The sequence below is a fragment of the Bacillus sp. FSL K6-2869 genome (assembly GCF_040869405.1).
GTDB classification, from domain to species: domain Bacteria; phylum Bacillota; class Bacilli; order Bacillales; family Bacillaceae; genus Bacillus; species Bacillus altitudinis.
On sequence record NZ_CP152035.1, the window covers coordinates 3,508,234 to 3,529,623 of the forward strand.

Consider the following 21,390-nt stretch of genomic DNA (forward strand, 5'->3'; position numbering starts at 1 on the left):
TTTCATCAATATACATAAAATGACGCATACAGAATATATTTCAACAAAAAAAGACCTTTCTCCTGCGAAAGGCCTCTCTTCTCTATTTAAATGTCGTTTCCCAATTAAATCCGATCGCCTCATCATTCCACGCAATTCTCTTCTCATCTGGGTTTTTTGGGTCGTACGATTCTGTTGTAAAATACACAATCTGCAGCGGCGTCTCTCCTAATACGCGGTAGCCATGGGCAACTCCCTTTGGGATGAGGAGCAGCATCGGATTATCTTCTCCCATATAATACACATCGGTTTGACCCTTTGTCGGGGAATCCTCTCTTAAATCGTATAAAACGACCTGTGCATGACCAGCTGGGAAAAACCAAACATCGTCTTGTTTTTCATGATAATGAAAGGCTTTGATCACTCCTGGGAAACTTTTCGACCACGACGCCTGCCCAAATCGTTTTAGCATCGGTTCGTCATCTCGAATAAGCTCTGCGAAAAAGCCGCGATCATCACAATGTTTCATGAGTTTTTTCGTTTGTACACCATCAATCATGCTGCTCGAATCTCCCTTCTTTCTGCAAGTATTCGTGAAGTGCATCCTTCCAATGTCTTGGCTTCCAGCCTGTCGCTTCAATCGCTTGCAGGTCTAAAACAGAGTAGGCGGGCCGAGGTGTTTGGAAACCATACTCTTCAGTGGAAATGGGCTCAATTGTCGTAGACAGACCGCTTGCTGCCACAATTTCTGCCGCAAAGTCAAACCATGAACAGCTTGCTCGGTTACTGACATGATAAATACCTGCTTTCTGGTCAAACAAGTGAATCAAAGCTTCTGCGGCATCCTTTGTATAAGTAGGAGACCCTAACTGATCATTGACGATGCGCAAATGATCCTTCGTTTCAGCCAGCCGAAGAATGGTATTCACAAAGTTATGTCCCTCATGTCCATAAAGCCACGATGTCCGAATGATCTTCACTTCATCTGACACAAGATGAATCAATTCTTCTCCAAGTTTTTTACTCTTTCCATAAATGGTTTGAGGATCTGCTTGTGCATCAACTTGGTAAGGGGTATCCGCTTGCCCATCAAACACATAATCTGTACTGACATGTAATACATCAGCCCCTACGTTTTTAGCTTCAAGCGCTGTATAGTAGGCGCCAATCCCATTCACAAGATAGGCTTTTTCCGTTTCTGTTTCGCATTGATCCACAGACGTATAAGCAGCCGCACTGACAACAATATCCGGACGGAAATGTCTCATTGCATGTCTGACTGCCTGTTGATCTGTGATATTCAGCATACTCCTTGTTAAAGCAATGACTGTGATGTCTTTTTCTTTCAGCTGTTTCGTCAATTCTTTCCCTAATTGGCCGCCTGCACCGGTGATTAAAACTTTCATCGGTCACCCTTCTTCACTTTGATCATATTTGGCACGATACCAATCGATCGTTTTTTCGATACCTTTTTCGAATGAAGTTGCCTGCACCCAGCCAAGCTCTTCTTTTAGCTTACTGGCATCAATGGCATACCGCCTGTCATGCCCTTTCCGGTCTTGAATAAACGCGATTTGGTCATGGGAGATGCCTAGATGTGTGAGAATGGTTTTGGTTAAATCAAGATTTGTTTTCTCGTTGCCGCCGCCAATATTGTACACCTGACCGGCTGTTCCGTTTTCTACTACTTGTTTTACGGCTCTCGCATGATCCTCTACATACAGCCAATCGCGAATCTGCTGGCCGTCTCCGTATATCGGAATCTTTTCACCATTGACCGCTTTTCTAATAATGGTTGGGATTAATTTTTCTTCATGCTGATAAGGTCCGTAGTTGTTGCTGCATCTTGTGATCATGGCGGGTAGTTGGTGGGTGTGGATATAAGATTTCACAAGCAGGTCTGAACTTGCCTTGCTTGCTGAATAAGGATTATTCGGTGAGAGTGGTGTTTGTTCTGTGAAAGCAGGATCATTCGGCTCCAAATCTCCATATACTTCATCTGTGGAAATATGAATGAGTTTTTTCGCCTTTCCCTTTAAGACAGCTTCAAGCATACGATAGGTACCAAGGACATTTGTTTGGATAAAGGGTTCTGCTGACTCAATACTGCGATCGACATGTGATTCTGCTGCGAAATGAATGATGGCATCATAGGCTTCATCAAATACTTGATCTAGTTCGTCTTGCAGCGTGATATCTCCTTGGACAAAACGGAAATGAGGCAGCTTTGATAAATATTCCATCTCCTCTGGATGACTGGCATATGTTAATTTATCAAATACGGTAAGCCGGACATCGGACTCTTGAAGCAGCAGCTTCACAAAATTCAGTCCAATAAACCCTGCTCCACCTGTAATTAAATAAGACTTCGTCATTCGTATCCCTCTTTTTCCTTCATCGTTTCAAACATTTTTGTAGATGCTTCGTGGAGAGATTCATGTGTTCCTGCATCAATCCACCACCCTTTTAACATATCATAGGTTAGCTGGCTATTTGAGATGTAGAGATTATTCACATCTGTAATCTCTAGTTCACCTCGATCTGACGGCGAGATTTCCTCGATATATTGAAAGACGTCTTGATCATAAAAATAGATGCCCGTGACGCAGTAAGATGACCTCGGGTGCTCTGGCTTTTCTTCTATTGATAAAATTCGGTGATGAGCAGGATCAATTTCTGCAATGCCAAACCGTTTTGGATCTGCCACCTCTTTCAATAAAACCTTGGCTCCGCTTTCTTGCTGCCGAAAGACGTCAACAAAAGGGCGTAATGAATCTTCAAATACATTATCACCAAGCATCAGCACAAATTTTTCCCCTTGAGCAAAGGGCTTTGCATAGGATAAACCATCGGAAATGCCAGACGCTTCTGGCTGTACTTGATACACAATGTTCATCCCAAGTTCACGATCATCTTCCAGTAACTTTTGAAACAACGGTATTTGTTCTTCCTGTGAAATCAGCATCACATCTACAATTCCTGCTTCTTTCAGTTTGAATAATGACCAATAAATCATCGGGTATGGACCAACCGGCAGCAAGTGTTTGTTGAAAATCTTCGTTAATGGTGCCAGCCGTGATCCTTTTCCTCCTGCTAAAATAACTCCCTTCACATCTACACATCCTTATGTTCTTTTTGGTGTGAATTCATGAGGTGTATAAGAATGTTTTTCACTCGTTCGATTCCTTTTCCATCAATGAGTGAACGTCCATTAAGATGAATGCTTCTGCGGAGAAAATAGCTGTCAGACAGTTTTTGAACAGCTTGCAACAGGTCTTTTTCTTCCACAAGGTCTCCTAATCCAAGGTGAAAACAAGCGCCCTTTTGCGCAAACATGCTCGCTGTCACGGCTTGGTGGTCTACTTGCGATAGGACAATGCTGGGCACCCCGATACAAATTACCTCATATAACGTCATACCGCCTGCTACGATAGCCACATCAGCTTCTGATAAAAGAACCGGTAGTTGATCTGTATGTTGAATGAATTGGATATGTTCCGCCTCTACTTGCTCTTTGATGTGAGAGGCTTTTCCTGCGACCGCTAAAATGTCTAGGTGATTTGTTTGAAGAAGCGCCGATACAGCCTTTGATAACAGGCCGCACGGATCACTGCCACCAAGGCTGACGACCACCTTTTTACATTCTTTTCGAACCTCATATGTGTCTTTGAATCGATTAATCTCGTGATCTAACAATAAATAGGGCGTTCCATGATAATAAGCCGTGCCATTAACCTGCTCGTGCTTCCCGTCCAGACCGCCATAAATGCCGTTTATGACCGTGTCTGCAAGCTGACAGGCTTCCTCTCTTTTTTCCTCAAATAAGACCAGCCTCGCACTACCACAGGAGTCTTTGATCATTTGAAGAAACTGAAGATCACAATCAAGGACATCTATGACTAAAAGGTCAGGCATCAGCTTTTTGATATCTTGTTGGATTTGGAGAAGCGCATTCGGCTCATGCACCATCTGAACGTGCCACTCTGAGTGCGAAAGCATTTCTACACAAATTTGATCATTTGTATAGAAATATAAATCGTTCCCTTCTTGAAGCAGTTCTTTTGCCAAACGTTTCATTCTGACGACATGACCCATTCCTCTTAAAAAACCCCCATAAACAACAATCATGATTTTTTTGTTCATTCAGCATCCTTCTGTCTCACAGATTGATTCAAACGAACAATGTCTGGATGTTGTTCACAGATAGAAATGAGCTCAGCTGTCGGCACAGCAATAGAACCACCAGCTTTCTCTAATAAACAGGTAGCAAACACATAATCTTCTTCTGTATCAATCGTGAATCGATAAGCAGGATATGCAAGTTCTTTGGGCGGTGTGAATAATTGAAGGTGAAATTGCTCGGGATGCTTTCTGATATACAGCGTGACATGCTCACGTTCTGAATAAGTGAGGGGAAATTTGTCGATTTCACATAAAATAGATGCCTCAATCATTTCCCCGGAAATACCGAGTGGTGTTCCGTTCGTATATGTGTAATCAGCCTTTTCCTGTCTATGTTTTTCAAGCATTTTCGACAAAAGCGAAGGATCTATAAATGGATTGTCTCCCGTTAAACGTACAACCGTTTTAGGTTCAAATTGGCGGACAATCTGCGCAAACCGCTCAAGCACATCTGTCTCACTGCCTCGAAACACCTTATAGCCCTTTGACATACAGTATTGAGCCAAATAGTCATCCTCTGGCTCGACCGTTGTGGCAATCATAAGGTTTTGCATTTTGTGATGGTAATCATCTGATTGCTTCACCCGCTCCACAATCAAATCAATCAGCGCCATGCCGCCGATCGGTTTCATCACTTTTTTGGGCAGTCTTGTTGACCCCATCCTAGCCTGAATGACAAAAAGTACATCATGCATCATCTCGAGACTCCTGCATGAGTACGTCTTTCCACGAAACACCTGTATGAGCTGGGATGTCTCTCACAGCCTTTGTGCCAAGTAAAATCGGCATATATCGCGGATGCAACCCCTGATTTTTTTGTCCAGGGCGCAGCACAGCTACATTTTCTGACGTGAGGGTCTCTCCCTTTGCAATGCCTTTTGTCGTAAAAATTCCTCGATACGCAAATTCTCGAATCTGCCCTTCAATGGCTGTTGTCGTTTTATAAGAACTGCCAAGAAGCTCCTCTGGTAATGAATGAACGTCTATTTCCGCTTGATTCCGCTGCTTTTCTGCTGCTCGAATGTGCTGAACCATTTCCTTTAATTCTTCAGGATTAAGAGCAAATGAATGATCCGCTCCGGGTAATGTTTTATCTATTGTAAAATGTTTTTCAATCATTGCTGCCCCGAGCTTCACAGCGGCTACTGGCGCTTCCGTCGGGTGTTCACTATGATCTGAAAAGCCAATGACTGCTTCAGGGAAAGCGGACCTTAAGGTTTGAATCACCCGCAGGTTCGTATATGCTCTAGGCGCTGGATACTTTGCCACACAATGCATGATAGCGACTTGCTTATTTTGCTGGCTCGTAATCGTTTCGTATGCTTCATGAACATCAGCAATGGTGGCTCCAGCTGTTGAAAAAATGATCGGCTTTTGAAAAGAAGCCGTATGACGCAAAAGAGGCAAATGGTTGATTTCATAGGATGCCAGTTTAAAAGCAGGTGGATTCGTTTGATTCAATAAATCTGCCGATTCTTCATCACACACGGTGCTTAAAAACATCAGTCCTTTTTCCTTACAACGTCTCAATAAGACAGGTAGCCATTCCGGCGGCAGCTCCATTTGTTCCACTAAAGAAAAAATAGACACTTCTTCTCCTTTGGCCGTTTCGTATAACCCCGGTTCCTTTTGATACATCCGATCCGCTTGAAACATTTGAAACTTCACCGCATCAGCCCCTGCTTCTTTTGCCACATCAATTAAAGCAAGTGCCTGATCCAGCTTTCCATCATGGTTAATGCCTGCCTCTGCAATGATAAAGACAGGCGAACCATCTCCCACTTTGCGATCTCCGATATAGAAATGCGCCATCTTACCTCTCTCCTTTTTTCGGCCACACATGGTAATACAGAAAAGTATTCATTGTCCTAAACCCCATCTTTTCGTACAGCTGAATGGCTGTCGTATTATGAAGCTGTGTCCCCGCAGAAATGAAGTGATGCCCTCTGTGATGAGACACTTTCATCATCTCAATAAACAGCTTTTTTCCGATCCCTTTTCCTTGAACATCCGGTCTAATCGCAAAAAGCTCAAGCCCCATCTCATGCCCCTTTGTCATACCTTGAATCAAGCCAACCACTTCATCATTCACCTTGGCAACGAGGTTGATATCTGCGCGTCCGAGTAAGTTGTTTCTCATCCACTCCTGATAAAAATGCTGAACAACACGCTGGTCTAAATATGGATCAAGGGCATAACGGCTTTTCACAAAAGCCTGATCACCTAGTAAGACCGCCTCATCGTAATCCTTTTCATCTGGCACACCCATCACCACATCTTGATCTGATGATGGCATCTCCATGAGGGCAGGTGGTGCCTCAAGCCTAGTGAGACCACCGACATAATACACATGGGATAGTTTTTGAACAATGCGGTTTTTTTCAAGATCAGCCGCCTCAAGACGTAAAAAGAAAAAATCACATTTTTCTGTTCTCATCCAATTGATGAATCTCTCCATCAATTCTTTAAAGAGCAGCGCTGATTCAGCTTCCACAAACTTCACATGAAAAATATGCTTGTCAAAAATGCCGCTCTCCCATTTGGACCATTCGTATAACAGCACTGCTTTGAGCTTAGCGCCGCTGACAAGAGCAAACTGCTTGAATCCTGTCATGCGTCCTGCTTCATGACCATATGTTTTCAGCCAAGCTGCCAGCACCTGATCATCTATTGCATGAACGACTTTCATGAAGAGGCCTTCTTGTCTTTTAAAATTGACACAACTGCGGTGATGACATCCTGCACATCTTCATCTGTCATACTTGGATAGAGCGGGAGCGAAAGCGTTCGTTTGTAATAAGTGAGTGCCTCAGGGAAATCCTCTGGTGAATGGTTGTAGGTCTCTTGATAATATGGATGCAAGTGAACGGGAATAAAATGAACACTCGTGCCGATTTTATATTCCTTTTGCAGCTGATCAATCATGTCATCGCGTGTGATCAGTGCTTCTTTTGGATCAACTTGCAGCACATATAAATGCCACGCATGTCTTCCCTCATCATGTACAGGCGGCAAGATGAGACCAGCTTCATGTTGAAATGCCTGATTGTATGTCTTCGCAATCTGTTCTCTACGTGTCTGCATCTCCTTCAACCGGCTTAGCTGAACGAGCCCTAACGATGCTTGCACGTCAAACATGTTCATTTTATAGCCCGGTTCCTCGACCTCGTAATACCATGTTCCCTTTTCTCCATAACGATTCCACGCTCCCTTACTCATCCCGTGAAGCGCCAGCCTTCTGATTCTAGCCGCAAGTGCATCATCATTTGTCGTCAGCATGCCGCCTTCACCAGTCGCTATGTTTTTCGTTGCATAGAAGCTAAAAGCGGTCGCATCACCAATTGATCCAATCGGTTGATCATGATAGGTCGTATAGAGGGCATGAGCGGCATCCTCCAGCACGAACAAATCATATTTTCTGGCAATCGCTAAAATTTGGTCCATATCACACGATTGACCAGCAAAATGTACAGGGACAACCGCTTTCGTATGTGGTGTAATGGCCGCTTCTAATTTTTTCGCATCTAGATTGAGTGTCGCCGGATCAATATCCACGAAAATAGGGGCTGCCCCCGTATGGATGATCGTATTGGCTGTTGCGCAGAACGTCAGAGGCGTTGTGATGACCTCATCACCAGCTCCAATGCCTCTCGCCTTTAACGCTAAAAATAGAGCAGCTGTACATGAATTGACTGCTATTGCGTGCTTCGCTCCAGTCAGCTGCCTAAACTCTTCTTCAAACTGTCTAACTTTTGGTCCGGTGGACAACCAGCCGGACTTTAATGTTCCAATGACTTCATCAATTTCTTCCTGTTCAATAAAAGGCAGTGCATAAGGAAGAAATTGTGCTCTCTTTTGTCCCATATCGCTTGCACACCCCTATCTTCATCTCTGAAAATCCACGCCTGTTTTTGTTTTAAGCAGAGAAAGCAGAACATCGGTCGATTGTGCATGCGGATAATGCTCTTGAATGAAACGAGCACCTTGCTGTTTCGCCAGCTTCATTTCTTGTTCATCCGATAAAATACGGATCGCTTTCTCGGCCAACTCAATAGGGTTTTCCATGTGGCAGCTGCCAAGCGACTCGTAATAAGGGTATCTTCTGCCTTCTGTCATTTTTCCAATCAGTACACTCTTTTTAAAGAGCATTGCTTCCAGACCAACTGTTGATGTGAGCGTTATGACCATATCCATATACGGCAGGAGGTCATACAAGTCGATCTCTTTTTTAATTAATCTCACATGGTTCCCCGCACGTTCAATCGTTGTATAGTCATTTAAACGATTTCGAGCGATTTCCCACGGATGCGGCTTCATAATCAGCTGAATATCTTTCCGTTTTGCAATTGTTTTAAGAACATCACCGTAAAAGGCTTCTGAAAACGGCTGTGTCGCCACAAGCACAGTCTTTTTGGCAGGATTGAAGTTCAATTTACGAAAGACCATTTCCTGTTGAAGCGGTGTTCGCTCCTGCACCAAATCAAATCTCGGGTGACCTGTGATCTCCACCTGCTCAGGCTGACAGCCTTTGTCTACATACCAGTCCTTTTCATATTTTCCAAACACTCCGTGGCAGGTGGTGAAAATCGGCAAAAAGGCTTCGTCTCCCATGAGCGCACCGTGCTGAAGACAAATACTTGTGAGATGGCGCTTCACGGTTTGCAAGGCGAGCACACGGCTATATGCATCCTCCGTCGTACCAACCACGACAGCTGTGATCGGCTGCATCTCAAATAGCGTTTCTATTTGGTCAATCACATCAATAAATTGCACAATGTCCTTCCGAAGCTTTTCTCTAAAAAAGACATTGCCAAAGACAGGATGCTGGGCGTAAGGTTTCAATAGAGCATTTGCTTTTTCAATATATTCAACATGGGCTTCTTTATTAACCTCTCCGGCTAATTCCGGCTTGCTGATCACTGGTAATCCGAAATAATCAGCCTTCTTCCAGCGTGCGAGCACCACTGTTTGGTTCGGATGGAACCGCGTGTAATTTTGTTCAGTAAAACGCAGGTGTTCAAAGTGAAGCAGCACCTTTCCATGACTCGGACGATAAGGGATACGCTTGATCTGCTGTTTATGCTGATCAAAAAATGGCTGAATGTCTTGTGGCTTTGGACAAGTTGTTGTCAGCTCTTCACCAAACGCCTCATCTTCCATACGTTCCCTCACTTCAGGGCTGATGTATTGATAAAAATTACTGATTAATCCAAGGGGTATGTGGCGATAGGATAAGTCTTTCATCAGATTCACATACTCAAAGTACACCTGCCAATAATGATGAATATAATGCGACACTTAAGGTCACCTCCCATGTCTTTGTTTTAATATATGGCGGAGCTCCCTGCAGGTAGACTGCGGAGGAAGTGCTTGAATAAAATCGCTTTTCTCATCTTCTGCCAACTGATAATGAATAGACTGTTCTGTGATGTAGTTTGTATCCAATACCTCATCAAAAGGGTAGAACGGATAAAAGTGATTTAATCTAAAAAAGAACCGCGCATCCCCTATTCGATAAAAATGCGGACTCTCGTCCCAGTAGGATCCAAACTCAGCTTGAATCTTTGTTAAAATGGATGCACGATGTACAACTGAACAGTGATCAATAGCACAAGGTGCATTCCACTGCACCGTTTGCGCAGGTCGAATCGTTTCCTTTACTGGCTCTTTTTCGCTATTTAAATAGATAACTTTTGAACTAGAATAGACAATATGTTCATTCGGACGAGCATCTAAATAATTCGTGAGCTTCTCTAAACGGTCTGGTGCATAGACATTGTCATCTGTGGCATAGGAAATATACTCGCCCTTTGCCTGTTCTAATGCTTGATTAATGAGGACGGCATAGCGTGTTTTCGCCGTTCTTTCCTCCAGCGTTTTCACCCCGCTTTGGATAAAATGGATGCGTGGATCTTTACGGAAAGGCTCAATAGCAGCAAGGGTTTGTTCGTTTGATCCATCATCCATGATAAAAAGTTCAAAGTCTGACAAGGTCTGCTGCAGCACCGCTTCAATTGATCTTCCAACGTAGGCCGCTTTGTTGTAGCTCGTCATAATGACCGTTACTTTCGTCAATGTTTTCACCTCGGTCTCTTTTAAACTATGGTTATCATATGTGTCTCCTCTTAAAGAGACTGTAGAGTGACCTATTTTTTATAAAATTGGATTTTTTTCATGATCTATCTTTGAAAAACGTAAAAATTTTGGTAATATAAGTAATCATTTATGTGTATTAAAGGAGTAAAGAACATTGGAGTATATGAAGAGTGATCTCTCCCAAGAAGAGGAAGCAAAAGGTTTTTTTCGATTCTTTAAAATTTTTGTCGCGACAAAAACGATTATTCGCTCATATGAACATACCTCTATTCCCATTTGGCTGATGATACTCCTTGCAAGTATCGCTGGTACAAGCTGGATGTACGAGGGGTATTTTAGTGAGTATATGGGCAATCATATTCCATATCCTTTTATTCTGTTACACGGAGCAGGTTTTGGTATTTTAGTAGGCAATTTTCTTCTATTTTTCGGTTCATTCATTTTACAGTGGTTAGGACGACTGTTTTTTGGCAATAAAGCGCTGTATCGAGATGTGCTCAAAGCTTGCACATTGACGGTCATTTTCCCTTCCACCTTATTTGCTCTTACTTGGTTTTTTACTGTGGGGTTGCTTGGTCCGTATACATTTGTGAAAATCTCACCCTATTTAGACCAGCACTATGAAGTATGGTATTATCTCAGTGTTTTACCACTGGTTGATGCGTATACCAAGACATGGATATTTGGGATGGCTGTTTTAGGCCTTGTTGCTGTGATGAAGCTGAGAATATGGCAGGCCTTTATCATTGCCATCACACCGATCGCCTTATTTTTTCTCACGATGACCCTTCTCTATGACGTCCAGCGGGCTATGAATTGGTTGATGTAAACAGACATTCCTTAGATTGTTGGAAACCTTTGCAGTCTAGGCAGTACGAATACGGGGTTTGTCTTCTTTTCAGCGTGATAGAAAACCTTTGCAGTCTAGGAAGGACGAGCATCGGCGCGGAGCGAATTTGACATTCGTGAGCACCGAAGCGCAGGACTGACACCGAATGCGAGGGTTTGTCTACACGCTGAGGAACTGCACAAAGCAGTTCCTTTTTTTCGTTCAATGTACATATTCTCTCTTCCTGTCTCATAGTGTGAAAGAGAAAAAGAATGCTATGGAAACAACAGGCGCTTTTCTGCCTTCTGTTTAGAACACCATGAGGAAAGAGGAGGAACGTTATGAAATTGAAAAATCAATTTGGGCAAGGTTCGGGTTTCGAAGGTCAAGATTTTCGCCAGCAACAATATGGAGCAAATCCGTATCCTGCGCAGCAGATGGGTTATTCAGTCCCTCCCCAAACGCAGGGTCAAATGCAAGGTCAAATGCAGCAGGGGTATTCGCCAATGCCGTCTACTGGTACTTCACAAGGTGGGCAAAGTGGCGGGCAGCCCTATCAAATTCCTTCGGGACCGATTTATCAGCAGAACGTCACCGGTCAGCTGCCGCTTGAGCAGTCCTATATTGAAAATATTTTACGATTAAACCGCGGCAAAGTAGCCACGATCTATATGACGTTTGAGGCAAGTAAAGAATGGAACTCTAAGATTTTTAGAGGGGTCATTGAGGCCGCAGGACGTGATCACATTATCATCAGTGATAACAAAACAGGGACACGATACTTATTGTTAACAATCTACCTTGATTACATTACGTTTGATGGGGAAATTCAATATGACTATCCATACTCGATGTCTACGTATTCTCCGAGATAACCTCAAGGTCATATTAGCAGCAAGGTGCAGACGCCCTTGCTTTTTTCTTTTGTCTAGGTTTTTGACACACCTTCGGGGGAAGGCTCATAAGATGCCTAGTAGTTTTTATTAAACGCCTAGAGGTGACATCAATGACTGTTGAGCTGGATTATACATCGCCGAATGTCAAATATTCATTTGATTTGAACCAAAGCCCCCTTGTGAAATATGACCAACACAACCTGATTAATGTTTTAGGAAAAAAACAATTAAATTCGCTCGATCAAGTATCTCTGCTGGATATATATTTGAGTAAAAGCAAAGTAGTAGAGCCTCATTATCATCAAAATGCTGCCGAGCTTGTTTATTGTATCGCCGGCTCTGCTGCTGTATCCATGTTGAACCCTTTTACAAAAAAGCTGTCCACCTACACCATTACCCCTGGGCAGGTAGCCAATGTGCCACAAGGCTGGTGGCATTACGAAGTCGCCTTACAGGACAAAACCCATTTGTTAGCCATTTTTAACGCATCGACGCCAGAAGTCATCTTAGGTTCAGACCTTCTAACCCTCACGCCTTCACACATCATGGCACATACTTATTGCATGAACGAAACGCAGTGGAAGCAGGCGACGCATCCTGTGAAACCTGGTGTGTTTATCGGGCCTTTCTGCCACCGGGAGGAAGAGACACAAACGCACCCTGTCCCCCCTTCTCACTATGTACCTTATTATCAAGCACCTCCGAACTATTCTCCTTATTGGAGTTAAGAAAAAACCGATGCCCCTATGAGAGCATCGGTTTTTTATCTTATAAATTTTTTGCTGCTGCAATCACTAGCATGATCCAAGAAGCGATAAATGCCACTCCGCCAATTGGTGTAATGGCACCTAGAATCTTCACCTGAGTCAAGGCAAGCACATAAAGGCTTCCTGAGAAGAAAAGAATGCCTGCCAGCATCACCCAGCCAGCGGTCGGCACTAGAGAAACACCTGACAGCTTATCTGCCAGAAAGGCGACAATAAATAGGCCAATGGCATGGAACATCTGATATTGAACCCCTTTATTCCATATCTCAATATACTTTTCAGGAATTTTCCCTTCCAGTCCATGTGCACCGAAGGCTCCAAGACCAACCGCAAGCATGGCGTTAATGGCACCTAATATGAAAAATAGTTTCATTCGTCATTCTCCTTATCTCATCAATTATGTTTATCATAGCGCGGGTCTTATCCAACATTCAACTTTCCTATGATGCTGACACGAGATTGTCGGATTTCTTCTTCTTTCGCAGTAGCACTTGATCGACCACAATCGCAATCAGCGTGCCAAGCACAAGACCATTGCTCAATAAAGAAATCAGCACAGGATGCATGCCTTTCAATGCCCCCTGCGGCACAAACATTGCGCCCACGCCTGCTAAAACAGCGATGCCAAGCACAAATCGAATGCGCGGGATGTCTTCTTTTTCATACTGATCGAATTCAGACATAGCAATCCCAATCATAGAAGAGAACACCACAAAGTTCACAGCCAGCCCCACAGGAGAAGGCAATGCAGAGAAAAAGCTCATCAATAATGGAAATAAACTAATGAGGACAATGAGCAGACTGCCAATAAAAAATGGCTTTCTCGATGGAATTTTGGTTGTTTGTATAAAGCCCGCTGCCCCTGAAATAGGAACAGGCGCAATCGCTCCAATCAGTCCGCTTAGCAAATGACCAAATGCGGCGACAAAACCAGCCGGTCTGGCTCGTTTTCGCTCACGCAGTTCACCAAATGCCTTCACGGAACTTTCCACAATTCGAATACTTGCCAGCATATTCACAATGAGTAAGATCGTAATAAAAAAGGACGTGACAAGCAGTCCACTGTCAAAGACTGGCATGCCAAACGGAAACAGCTTTGGAAACTCAATGATCTGCTCAGGAATGCGAACAGGCTTCGCTAGTCCGAGTAAAGCAAATAACAGCCAGCCGCCTGCAAGTGCGAATAACACAGAAAACTGTCTTAAATAATGCCATTTTGAGCGGCTGATCATGAAGGTGATGACAATAATCAAGATTGATAGACAAAAGACAAGCCCATCTACCTGATTTCCCCGATAACCGATCCCCATCAGCCCTTTCATGATTGGCTGACTTAACTGCACAACAAGCAGCAGCAAATAAATACCTGTGACAACCGGCGTAAATAAAGACGCGAGCCAATTAATGATTTTAAAGAGACTAAAAATAAAAAAGAACGCAGCACTAAAAATTAAAGCACCTTGTAATGCTTGCAAGGTTTCAGGATATGTGGCAAAAATCGTCCCTGTCATGCCTGCATATAGGGTATATACCCCCCACCACAGCCCTGCTGGACTTTCATTGATTGGCAACATATGACCGCATAAACACTGCACCATCGCCACAAGTCCAAGTGAAAAGAATGTACTCTGAATCAGTTCCGCCGACTGCACTTGATTTAATTCAAATGCTTGTGCAATCGCAATCGGCACAGCAATAGAAGCTGCGATAAAAAATGCCATCCACTGAATGGCGCCCAAAAATAGTTTCAACCCGATCACCTTCCCTTTGTCGTGACAAGACCATTAAAAATCAAAAATAGAGTCACCGTTGCCATCTTTCTCTTGTTGACCCTCTTCTTTATGCTGAAATTTCTTTGCACCGCTAGTGCCCATCAATTTCTCTAGCATGGCTTGATCCGTAGACACAGCCGGTGCAGATGGTGTCTGTATAGATGGGGGTGGTGAAATGACCGAAGACTGCGGCATTTGCACCTGTGATGATGTGTCGAGAATGACATCACATAGTGAAGAGATGACCGCCGCTTGACGTTTCACCTCTTCATCATTTCCACTTTGTTTTGCTTTTTGAATGGCTTCCTCCATTTTTTGAAGCAGACTTGATATATGAATATTCAAGGGTAGACCCTCCAATCTAAAAAATTCGTTTTCCAACATTATTTTACCAAATGAACAAACCGAATGGGTTCATTTTTTCAAAGCTGTGTGCTTCTGATCCTCTTATTTGACCCTTACCCAAGATTCACACATAATAAAAAAGAAACAATATCGTCTATGAAAGGACTGAAAGATGAGCAAACTCACTGAACTCATTCACAAACAAAAAAACGTGCAAACACCAGCGGTTCAAGATCGAATCCGTCTTCTTAACGATTTGAAAAAAGCCATTAAACATCATGAAAAGGACATATTACAAGCCTTAGCCCATGATTTACATAAATCCGAACAGGAAGCCTATACAACAGAAATTGGCATGGTATATGAAGAGATCAATCATACCGTCAAACATCTTCACAAATGGGCCAAACCATCTCGCGCGAAAACACCTCTGACCCATATCGGATCGAAAAGTATGATCATTAAGGAACCGTACGGAAGTGTTCTGATTATCGCCCCTTGGAACTATCCTTTCCAATTGGCCCTCTCGCCATTAGTTGGAGCCATTTCTGCCGGAAATGCCGTTACTTTAAAACCGTCAGAATTAACGCCGCACGTCTCAAACGTGATTGGCACGATTGTGGAAAGCGTGTTTCAAGAAGATCTTGCAGCGGTCGTTGAAGGCGGTGTGGATGTCAGCACTGAGCTTCTGAAACTGCCTTTTGATTATATTTTCTTTACTGGGAGTGTAGCCGTCGGCAAAGTCGTCATGGAAGCGGCCGCAAAACATCTCACACCTGTCACACTTGAGCTCGGCGGAAAAAGTCCATGCATTGTCATGCCTGATGCAGACATCAAACTCGCTGCGAAGCGAATCACCTTTGGTAAATTCACGAATGCAGGTCAAACATGCATTGCACCAGACTATTTACTTGTTCATGAATCGATCAAAGAGGACCTATTGCGTGAAATGACGACCTGTATCCGTGACTTTTACGGGGACCAGCCTGAAACAAATCCGCATTTCGGAAAAAATGTCAGCCAGCGTCATTTTGATCGACTTTCACAATTTCTCTCAAATGGCACGATTGTGACAGGTGGACAGCGTAATGAACAAGAGCTCAAAATCGCACCGACCATTCTAGATCAGATTACATGGGAAGATCCTGTGATGCAGGAGGAAATTTTCGGACCTATTTTACCTGTCATCACATTTGACTCTCTTCAAGAGGCAGCTGACATGATTAAGGCAAGACCGAAGCCGCTCGCTCTTTACTTATTTACAACCAATAAAGAAACAGAAGCCTATATTCTAGACAACCTCTCATTTGGCGGAGGCTGCATTAATGATACGCTGATGCATGTCGCCACTCCATATTTACCATTTGGAGGCGTTGGTGAAAGCGGCATCGGACGATATCATGGAAAAGAAAGCTTTTTCACCTTTACACATGAAAAAAGTGTCCTGCGCCAGACCAATCGCTTTGATTTTTCTTTCCGATATCCAAATGCGAAAAACGGACTCGACATTGTCCGCAAATTTTTAAAATAAACAGGACGAAGGGATTTTCCCTCGTCCTATTTTGATTCTATGTCCTTGATACACCAGTTGATTTCATCGATCCCGATTTGCTTTAAATAGGCGTTTACTTTTGAGAACGGACGGCTGCCAAAAAAGCCGTTTCTTGCAGAAAAAGGACTTGGATGGGGTGATTCAATGATGTAATGCTTGCTTTGATCAATTCGTTCTTTTTTATTTTGCGCATGTCTGCCCCAAAGCACAAAAACGACTGGCTGATCTCGGTCATTCAGGACGTCGATGACGCGGTCTGTCACACGTTCCCAGCCTTTTCCTTTATGCGAGTTCGCTTCTCCTTTTCTTACAGTGAGCACGGTGTTTAACAGCAAGACACCCTGCTCTGCCCAGCTGACAAGCGAGCCATGGTTAGGGACCGGACAGCCAAGGTCATCCTTTAGCTCCTGAAAAATATTTCTCAATGATGGCGGATGTTTGACACCAGGCTGAACAGAAAAGCTTAATCCGTGTGCCTGTCCTGGGCCATGATAAGGGTCTTGTCCCAAAATCACAACCTTCACATCTTCATACGACGTCAAATGGAGGGCACGATAAATGTCATCTGGCTTTGGAAACACGATCTGCGTACGATATTCTTCCTTTACCCACTCACGTAATTCCTGATAATATGGCTGTTCAAATTCACTTTTCATCACAGCCCACCAGCTATCATTTAAAAATGGCTTCATTGCGGTTGTCCTCCTTCTGTCTGCTGTGCCAATCTTGAGATCATCGGTTTTCCATCCCATACAATCTCACTCTCTGATTCTCGTTTTTTCATCGCTGGTTCTTCTAATAGGACAGCAAAGTTTGCTGTCGGCAAATCACCCAGCCCATGCTTTTCACTCAGATCATCTAAGTAGGTCTTCCTTGTTTCACCAAGATCACTCGACTGATTGCCCCCACCATCAAAGAACGCATAGATCACACTGGCAGCTGGCACTCGTTTGGCTCGTGCATGCTGCGTAACACGCAGGAAAAAGTCCCAGTCCCAGTAGTGATGCATCGCTGGATCAAAATAGCCGATCTCATCGTGAATGCGGCGTTTGTACATACTGCCAGAAGGAACGTATGTAGAAAAAACACGCATGTCCTCAATATCCGCTGTATAAGCAAACAAACGTCTTGATACTGGAAAACGAGTCGCACCTCGTTCTTCAAACGAAACAATTTCCGCATCCGAAAAGACAAAATCAGCGTCTTCCAGCGCCTTGCTCATACGTTCAATATGACAAGGTGTAAAATAATCATCGTCATCACTCAGCATAATGACGTCACCTGTCAGCTCCCGCACCCCAACATTTCTTGCGTTCACATGCTGGACATTCTCATCTAAATGAATCAAGCGGATTGGCAGCTCTGGATAGAGTTCCTGAATCACGTCCACTCGCTCTCCTGCATCATTTACGACCACAATTTCAAAAGGCTGTACGCTTTGTCTCGAGATGGATTCAAGCAGTTCACACAATGCGCTCAGCCGGTTATGTGTCACAATTAATAAAGAAATCTTCATATCGGCCTAACTCCTTTAATAGATTCGTCTTTTTCATTAAAACATAAATCGGCTTTCTTCTCATGATATAAAAGACGGTTTGATTGATCGAAAAAATGGGAATTTTTGATGAAAAGGAGTGATGATAATGGAATTTTTCACGGTTGAGAATAGTAAAGAAGCCAAACAGACGATCGAACAGATACAATCAGCAAAGGACGATGTGTTTGTTTTTGCGTATGACCCCGAACGCTCTGATACCGTTACTGAGTACACGAAAGCAAAGAGCATGACAGCTGTCGATCAAGGGATTTTAGATCAAATCGCCAATGTCATTCGCACCAGGGATGATGAACTGATGGCCAAAATGATGTCGACCGGCGCCGATCAAGAATTAGCCTTAACGCTTTTAGAGGAGCTGAAAAAAGGAAAATTGGTGATTTGTAAAAGATAAAGAATGAGGCGTTCCATGAAGAGTGGAACGCTTTTTTATGCCGTTTCATTGTGATAAATGGAAAAGCTGATTATAATAAGGGGTAGAACAGTAACTGTTACACATCACATTGGAGGTTCAGCAACTATGTCTATGAATAAAGCACTCACCATCGCAGGTTCGGATTCAAGCGGCGGTGCAGGTATCCAAGCAGATTTAAAAACGTTTCAAGAAAAAAACGTCTACGGGATGACAGCTTTAACCGTTGTCGTTGCAATGGATCCTCATAACAACTGGGATCATCAAGTGTTTCCAATCGATACATCAACAATCCGCGCGCAGCTCTCGACGATCGTGGAAGGCATCGGTGTAGATGCGTTAAAAACAGGTATGCTGCCAACAGTTGACGTCATTGAACTCGCAGCTGAAACGATCAAAACATATGAGCTGAAAAATGTCGTCATTGATCCTGTTATGGTATGTAAAGGTGCGAACGAAGTCCTTTACCCAGAGCACGCTGAAGCATTGCGCGAAAAGCTCACGCCACTGGCAACAGTTATCACACCTAACCTTTTCGAAGCAGGTCAATTAAGCGGCATTGGCGAAATCAAAACGATGGAACAAATGGAAGAAGCCGCAAAACGCATCCATGAACTTGGTGCAAAATATGTGGTCATCACTGGCGGCGGTAAGCTAAGCCCAGATAAAGCGATTGACTTGCTTTATGATGGACAAACCTTCGAACGCCTTGAAACAGATAAAATCGACACAGAATACACACACGGCGCAGGCTGCACATTCTCAGCCGCAGTCACAGCTGAACTAGCCAACGGTTCAGACGTGAAAGAAGCCATTTATGCAGCAAAAGAATTCATCACAGCTGCCATTAAAGGCTCTTTCCAACTAAACGAATACATCGGACCAACGAAACATTCCGCACATCGTTTGGACAAATAAAACAATAAAAACCGATCCGCCGCTTGGGTGAATCGGTTTTTTTGTTTATCGTAAGCTGAGTCTCTGTGCGAATAACCAATCTGTTAAGCCTGGCGTCTCATAAGCAGGCGTCCATGATGCATGATCATACCCATACTTGCTTGCATACTCGGTATAAATCGGTCTTCCACCAGCTTTTTGAATAGCTTGAATTGTATTTCTCGCATAACTGATAGGAATAATGGAATCATCCTCTGCATGAAATGCCCATATTGGCTTGTTCGCTAAAATTCCTGCCTTACTTGGATCTGCACCCCCCGCAATAGGAATCATCGCTGCAAACAAACGAGGATATGTGATGTTCAACTGATACGAGCCAAATCCGCCTTGAGATAAACCAGTCGCATAAATCCTTTTCTGATCAATCTTATAAGAAATTAACACATGCTGAAGCACATCATACGCTTTGTGTAAATCTGGTGAAAATTGAAACACATTTGTCAGGTCGATTTCATTTTGCGCATTTCTTGTTAAAGCAAAACCCCCATCCACAGCATTTCGAGCCTGAGGTGCTAGTACGTATGCAGGATGTTTCTTTTGAACTTCAGGAGAAGCCCATAAAACTGCACCATCATTTGCAAGTAACTGCTTTTGATTATCGGTTCCCCGCTCCCCTCCTCCATGTAAGAACAGGACGAGAGGATAAGCTTTACCCCTCTTATGATTTTTCGGAATGTATAACCGATAAGGCATTCCTTGATATTCAAAAGATAAAAAAGATGAGGCAATGTCCTCTCGTGTGACAAAACGATAATTGTACGTAGACGTAGCAAGGCGATGTCTATTTTTGTAAACGCTTACTTTTAAAGTCGTATCGGTATCAATTTGAATAGGCTTTGTATATCGCTGACTTTGAGTTGTCGGCTGGCTGCCATCTGTTGTGTAATAAAGAGAAGCTTTTGGCACCTGAGAATGGAGTGCCACCTCTTGTGAGCGATAATATTGACCAGATGGTACGGAGGCAGTAGGTGTAAAAAATGATGTGTGTTGCGTTCGGGCAGATGAAACGGAAGGATGAAGAAAACTCATAGAAAATAGCACAATGATAAAGGTGATCAGACATTTCTTGGTTGCATGGTTCATATCGTTCCTCCTGTATATGCTCAGATGAATTTTTATTTATTTTGTATCATGACAAAAGAAATGTCAACGCTTTCATTTAATTTTTCTGAATGATCTGACTAAAATAAAAAAAGCATACCCGCACCCAGGTACACTCTTTCACCATACTTTTTTACCTACTTTTGCTGATCGGATTCTTTCGCCATTTTTCGAATAAAGGCTTCAATGGATTCAACAAATAAGGCATATTCTTTCATTTGTTTATACGTATCTGACAGCTTCTCTTTTAATTCTTCCTGCTCTAGAGAAGGTTCACCGAGAATAGATTGGACTTGAATCAGCAATTCTTTATATTCTTCACGTTTATCTTCAACATGATCTGCCATTGTCTCCAAGCGTTTTCTAGTCGTCGGCTGCTGTTTTGAATTCAAGTAAACAACCCCTTTTTGTCCTACCGCATTTGGATAAACGTCAGCCTCAGCTGTATATATTTTAAAATGATACCATAATTGAACCTGTTATCATATATGTAAAACGTCATCAAACCGCTTCAGGCCAACCTTGTATATACATGATATAGGCTTTAAGATACAGGCTGATCTCACTAGAAAAAAGCAGATCATTGATCTGCTCAGATTGTAGAGAAAGCCATGTTTTTATACAATTTTTTGCGTAAGTATGATGAAGTGCTTTAATGAAAAAAAGTCTCCCATAAACCGAACATTTTTTCACAAGCAACATTTATTTTTTGCAAAAATGAACGACAGTTCCGATTGAGTTTATCCTCTTTCTATTGACAACTGTAAGACTAAGTATAATCATATGAAAATGGTTGATGTGATAAATGTGATCATTAGCACCACATAAACCTTCTTAAAAATTAAATAGCCAATAACTCCCCAAGCTAAATACAACAACGGCAATGTGAATAACACAAGACCCATGGGTTGAAGATCTTGTAAGTAAATATACTCCACTCTCCTATA

Annotated in this window: 25 protein-coding genes; 6 read left to right on the forward strand and 19 right to left on the reverse strand. The window is 43.0% G+C overall.

Annotated features, from left to right (window positions below; all coding sequences use genetic code 11):
- Window positions 1–82: 82 nt before the first annotated feature.
- From MHI58_RS18135 to MHI58_RS18185, 11 genes are read right to left on the reverse strand one after another with little or no spacing between them, the layout of a single operon-like run.
- Window positions 83–538, reverse strand: a complete 456-nt coding sequence (locus MHI58_RS18135) for a dTDP-4-dehydrorhamnose 3,5-epimerase family protein (protein WP_008343612.1) — start codon at window positions 536–538, stop codon at window positions 83–85.
- Window positions 531–1,385, reverse strand: a complete 855-nt coding sequence (gene rfbD / locus MHI58_RS18140; protein WP_045033867.1) for a dTDP-4-dehydrorhamnose reductase — start codon at window positions 1,383–1,385, stop codon at window positions 531–533. The genes MHI58_RS18135 and rfbD overlap by 8 nt, the downstream gene beginning before the upstream one ends.
- Before the next feature lie 3 nt (window positions 1,386–1,388).
- Complete coding sequence (gene rfbB, locus MHI58_RS18145) at window positions 1,389–2,354, reverse strand: dTDP-glucose 4,6-dehydratase (RefSeq protein WP_050826716.1); 966 nt, start codon at window positions 2,352–2,354, stop codon at window positions 1,389–1,391.
- A complete protein-coding gene (locus MHI58_RS18150; RefSeq protein ID WP_056408393.1) occupies window positions 2,351–3,091 on the reverse strand; it encodes a sugar phosphate nucleotidyltransferase in 741 nt (246 codons plus the stop codon). Before MHI58_RS18150 ends, rfbB begins: the two co-directional genes overlap by 4 nt.
- A gap of 2 nt (window positions 3,092–3,093) precedes the next feature.
- Window positions 3,094–4,122, reverse strand: coding sequence for a glycosyltransferase (locus tag MHI58_RS18155; RefSeq protein ID WP_056408399.1), 1,029 nt, complete (start codon window positions 4,120–4,122; stop codon window positions 3,094–3,096).
- Window positions 4,119–4,859 carry an NTP transferase domain-containing protein gene (locus MHI58_RS18160; protein ID WP_056408415.1) on the reverse strand — a complete coding sequence of 247 codons (741 nt, stop codon included), beginning with the start codon at window positions 4,857–4,859 and terminating at the stop codon, window positions 4,119–4,121. Before MHI58_RS18160 ends, MHI58_RS18155 begins: the two co-directional genes overlap by 4 nt.
- The gene (locus MHI58_RS18165; RefSeq protein WP_056408418.1) at window positions 4,849–5,973 is read right to left on the reverse strand and encodes an N-acetylneuraminate synthase family protein; all 1,125 of its coding nucleotides are present in this window, start codon (window positions 5,971–5,973) and stop codon (window positions 4,849–4,851) included. Before MHI58_RS18165 ends, MHI58_RS18160 begins: the two co-directional genes overlap by 11 nt.
- Window position 5,974: 1 nt before the next feature.
- Window positions 5,975–6,850, reverse strand: coding sequence for a GNAT family N-acetyltransferase (locus tag MHI58_RS18170; protein WP_056408421.1), 876 nt, complete (start codon window positions 6,848–6,850; stop codon window positions 5,975–5,977).
- A complete protein-coding gene (locus tag MHI58_RS18175) occupies window positions 6,847–8,025 on the reverse strand; it encodes a DegT/DnrJ/EryC1/StrS aminotransferase family protein (RefSeq protein ID WP_045033856.1) in 1,179 nt (392 codons plus the stop codon). The genes MHI58_RS18170 and MHI58_RS18175 overlap by 4 nt, the downstream gene beginning before the upstream one ends.
- 21 nt (window positions 8,026–8,046) lie before the next feature.
- Window positions 8,047–9,459: a CDP-glycerol glycerophosphotransferase family protein gene (locus tag MHI58_RS18180; RefSeq protein ID WP_045033854.1), complete on the reverse strand. Its 1,413-nt coding sequence runs from the start codon at window positions 9,457–9,459 to the stop codon at window positions 8,047–8,049.
- A 6-nt stretch (window positions 9,460–9,465) separates the two neighbouring features.
- On the reverse strand, window positions 9,466–10,236 hold the full coding sequence (locus MHI58_RS18185; protein WP_039165390.1) for a glycosyltransferase family 2 protein: 771 nt from the start codon (window positions 10,234–10,236) through the stop codon (window positions 9,466–9,468).
- A gap of 175 nt (window positions 10,237–10,411) precedes the next feature.
- Between MHI58_RS18185 and MHI58_RS18190 the strand changes: the two genes are divergently transcribed.
- From MHI58_RS18190 to MHI58_RS18200, 3 genes are all read left to right on the forward strand, one after another.
- Window positions 10,412–11,086 carry a YIP1 family protein gene (locus MHI58_RS18190; protein ID WP_045033852.1) on the forward strand — a complete coding sequence of 225 codons (675 nt, stop codon included), beginning with the start codon at window positions 10,412–10,414 and terminating at the stop codon, window positions 11,084–11,086.
- A gap of 341 nt (window positions 11,087–11,427) precedes the next feature.
- A complete protein-coding gene (gene gerQ / locus MHI58_RS18195; RefSeq protein ID WP_041091352.1) occupies window positions 11,428–11,961 on the forward strand; it encodes a spore coat protein GerQ in 534 nt (177 codons plus the stop codon).
- Between the two features lie 131 nt (window positions 11,962–12,092).
- Window positions 12,093–12,710, forward strand: coding sequence for a cupin domain-containing protein (locus tag MHI58_RS18200; protein WP_045033850.1), 618 nt, complete (start codon window positions 12,093–12,095; stop codon window positions 12,708–12,710).
- A gap of 40 nt (window positions 12,711–12,750) precedes the next feature.
- On the opposite strand, the gene MHI58_RS18205 is transcribed toward MHI58_RS18200, so the two are convergent.
- From MHI58_RS18205 to MHI58_RS18215, 3 genes are all read right to left on the reverse strand, one after another.
- On the reverse strand, window positions 12,751–13,122 hold the full coding sequence (locus MHI58_RS18205) for a DUF423 domain-containing protein (RefSeq protein ID WP_003215282.1): 372 nt from the start codon (window positions 13,120–13,122) through the stop codon (window positions 12,751–12,753).
- A gap of 67 nt (window positions 13,123–13,189) precedes the next feature.
- Entirely contained in the window at window positions 13,190–14,500 is a 1,311-nt protein-coding gene (locus MHI58_RS18210) for a purine/pyrimidine permease (protein WP_041507947.1), read from the reverse strand.
- Window positions 14,501–14,533: 33 nt separating this feature from the next.
- The gene (locus MHI58_RS18215; RefSeq protein WP_008343634.1) at window positions 14,534–14,866 is read right to left on the reverse strand and encodes a YwdI family protein; all 333 of its coding nucleotides are present in this window, start codon (window positions 14,864–14,866) and stop codon (window positions 14,534–14,536) included.
- 172 nt (window positions 14,867–15,038) lie between these two features.
- Here MHI58_RS18215 and MHI58_RS18220 point away from each other — a divergent pair, with 172 nt between their 5' ends.
- On the forward strand, window positions 15,039–16,397 hold the full coding sequence (locus MHI58_RS18220; protein ID WP_045033846.1) for an aldehyde dehydrogenase: 1,359 nt from the start codon (window positions 15,039–15,041) through the stop codon (window positions 16,395–16,397).
- A 26-nt stretch (window positions 16,398–16,423) separates the two neighbouring features.
- On the opposite strand, the gene MHI58_RS18225 is transcribed toward MHI58_RS18220, so the two are convergent.
- Window positions 16,424–17,110 carry a uracil-DNA glycosylase gene (locus MHI58_RS18225; protein WP_045033843.1) on the reverse strand — a complete coding sequence of 229 codons (687 nt, stop codon included), beginning with the start codon at window positions 17,108–17,110 and terminating at the stop codon, window positions 16,424–16,426.
- Window positions 17,107–17,934, reverse strand: a complete 828-nt coding sequence (locus tag MHI58_RS18230) for a glycosyltransferase family 2 protein (RefSeq protein WP_045033842.1) — start codon at window positions 17,932–17,934, stop codon at window positions 17,107–17,109. The genes MHI58_RS18225 and MHI58_RS18230 overlap by 4 nt, the downstream gene beginning before the upstream one ends.
- A gap of 127 nt (window positions 17,935–18,061) precedes the next feature.
- Here MHI58_RS18230 and MHI58_RS18235 point away from each other — a divergent pair, with 127 nt between their 5' ends.
- The gene (locus MHI58_RS18235) at window positions 18,062–18,367 is read left to right on the forward strand and encodes a general stress protein (RefSeq protein ID WP_045033840.1); all 306 of its coding nucleotides are present in this window, start codon (window positions 18,062–18,064) and stop codon (window positions 18,365–18,367) included.
- A 126-nt stretch (window positions 18,368–18,493) separates the two neighbouring features.
- A complete protein-coding gene (locus MHI58_RS18240; RefSeq protein WP_008343648.1) occupies window positions 18,494–19,303 on the forward strand; it encodes a bifunctional hydroxymethylpyrimidine kinase/phosphomethylpyrimidine kinase in 810 nt (269 codons plus the stop codon).
- Between the two features lie 45 nt (window positions 19,304–19,348).
- Here MHI58_RS18240 and MHI58_RS18245 read toward each other — a convergent pair whose 3' ends face one another.
- From MHI58_RS18245 to MHI58_RS18255, 3 genes are all read right to left on the reverse strand, one after another.
- Window positions 19,349–20,425, reverse strand: a complete 1,077-nt coding sequence (locus MHI58_RS18245; protein ID WP_045033837.1) for a chitobiase/beta-hexosaminidase C-terminal domain-containing protein — start codon at window positions 20,423–20,425, stop codon at window positions 19,349–19,351.
- 155 nt (window positions 20,426–20,580) lie between these two features.
- Entirely contained in the window at window positions 20,581–20,835 is a 255-nt protein-coding gene (locus tag MHI58_RS18250) for a hypothetical protein (protein WP_008359596.1), read from the reverse strand.
- Between the two features lie 387 nt (window positions 20,836–21,222).
- Entirely contained in the window at window positions 21,223–21,348 is a 126-nt protein-coding gene (locus tag MHI58_RS18255; RefSeq protein WP_073413072.1) for a DUF2651 family protein, read from the reverse strand.
- Window positions 21,349–21,390 lie beyond the last annotated feature (42 nt).

Bases quoted from the DNA above. Each gene is read 5' to 3' on its own strand.
- MHI58_RS18135 (WP_008343612.1), bottom strand. From the start codon at position 538: ATGATTGATGGTGTACAAACGAAAAAACTCATGAAACATTGTGATGAT.
- rfbD (WP_045033867.1), bottom strand. From the start codon at position 1,385: ATGAAAGTTTTAATCACCGGTGCAGGCGGCCAATTAGGGAAAGAATTG.
- rfbB (WP_050826716.1), bottom strand. From the start codon at position 2,354: ATGACGAAGTCTTATTTAATTACAGGTGGAGCAGGGTTTATTGGACTG.
- MHI58_RS18155 (WP_056408399.1), bottom strand. From the start codon at position 4,122: ATGAACAAAAAAATCATGATTGTTGTTTATGGGGGTTTTTTAAGAGGA.
- MHI58_RS18160 (WP_056408415.1), bottom strand. From the start codon at position 4,859: ATGATGCATGATGTACTTTTTGTCATTCAGGCTAGGATGGGGTCAACA.
- MHI58_RS18165 (WP_056408418.1), bottom strand. From the start codon at position 5,973: ATGGCGCATTTCTATATCGGAGATCGCAAAGTGGGAGATGGTTCGCCT.
- MHI58_RS18170 (WP_056408421.1), bottom strand. From the start codon at position 6,850: ATGAAAGTCGTTCATGCAATAGATGATCAGGTGCTGGCAGCTTGGCTG.
- MHI58_RS18175 (WP_045033856.1), bottom strand. From the start codon at position 8,025: ATGGGACAAAAGAGAGCACAATTTCTTCCTTATGCACTGCCTTTTATT.
- gerQ (WP_041091352.1), top strand. From the start codon at position 11,428: ATGAAATTGAAAAATCAATTTGGGCAAGGTTCGGGTTTCGAAGGTCAA.
- MHI58_RS18200 (WP_045033850.1), top strand. From the start codon at position 12,093: ATGACTGTTGAGCTGGATTATACATCGCCGAATGTCAAATATTCATTT.
- MHI58_RS18205 (WP_003215282.1), bottom strand. From the start codon at position 13,122: ATGAAACTATTTTTCATATTAGGTGCCATTAACGCCATGCTTGCGGTT.
- MHI58_RS18220 (WP_045033846.1), top strand. From the start codon at position 15,039: ATGAGCAAACTCACTGAACTCATTCACAAACAAAAAAACGTGCAAACA.
- MHI58_RS18225 (WP_045033843.1), bottom strand. From the start codon at position 17,110: ATGAAGCCATTTTTAAATGATAGCTGGTGGGCTGTGATGAAAAGTGAA.
- MHI58_RS18230 (WP_045033842.1), bottom strand. From the start codon at position 17,934: ATGAAGATTTCTTTATTAATTGTGACACATAACCGGCTGAGCGCATTG.
- MHI58_RS18235 (WP_045033840.1), top strand. From the start codon at position 18,062: ATGGAATTTTTCACGGTTGAGAATAGTAAAGAAGCCAAACAGACGATC.
- MHI58_RS18240 (WP_008343648.1), top strand. From the start codon at position 18,494: ATGTCTATGAATAAAGCACTCACCATCGCAGGTTCGGATTCAAGCGGC.
- MHI58_RS18245 (WP_045033837.1), bottom strand. From the start codon at position 20,425: ATGAACCATGCAACCAAGAAATGTCTGATCACCTTTATCATTGTGCTA.
- MHI58_RS18255 (WP_073413072.1), bottom strand. From the start codon at position 21,348: ATGGGTCTTGTGTTATTCACATTGCCGTTGTTGTATTTAGCTTGGGGA.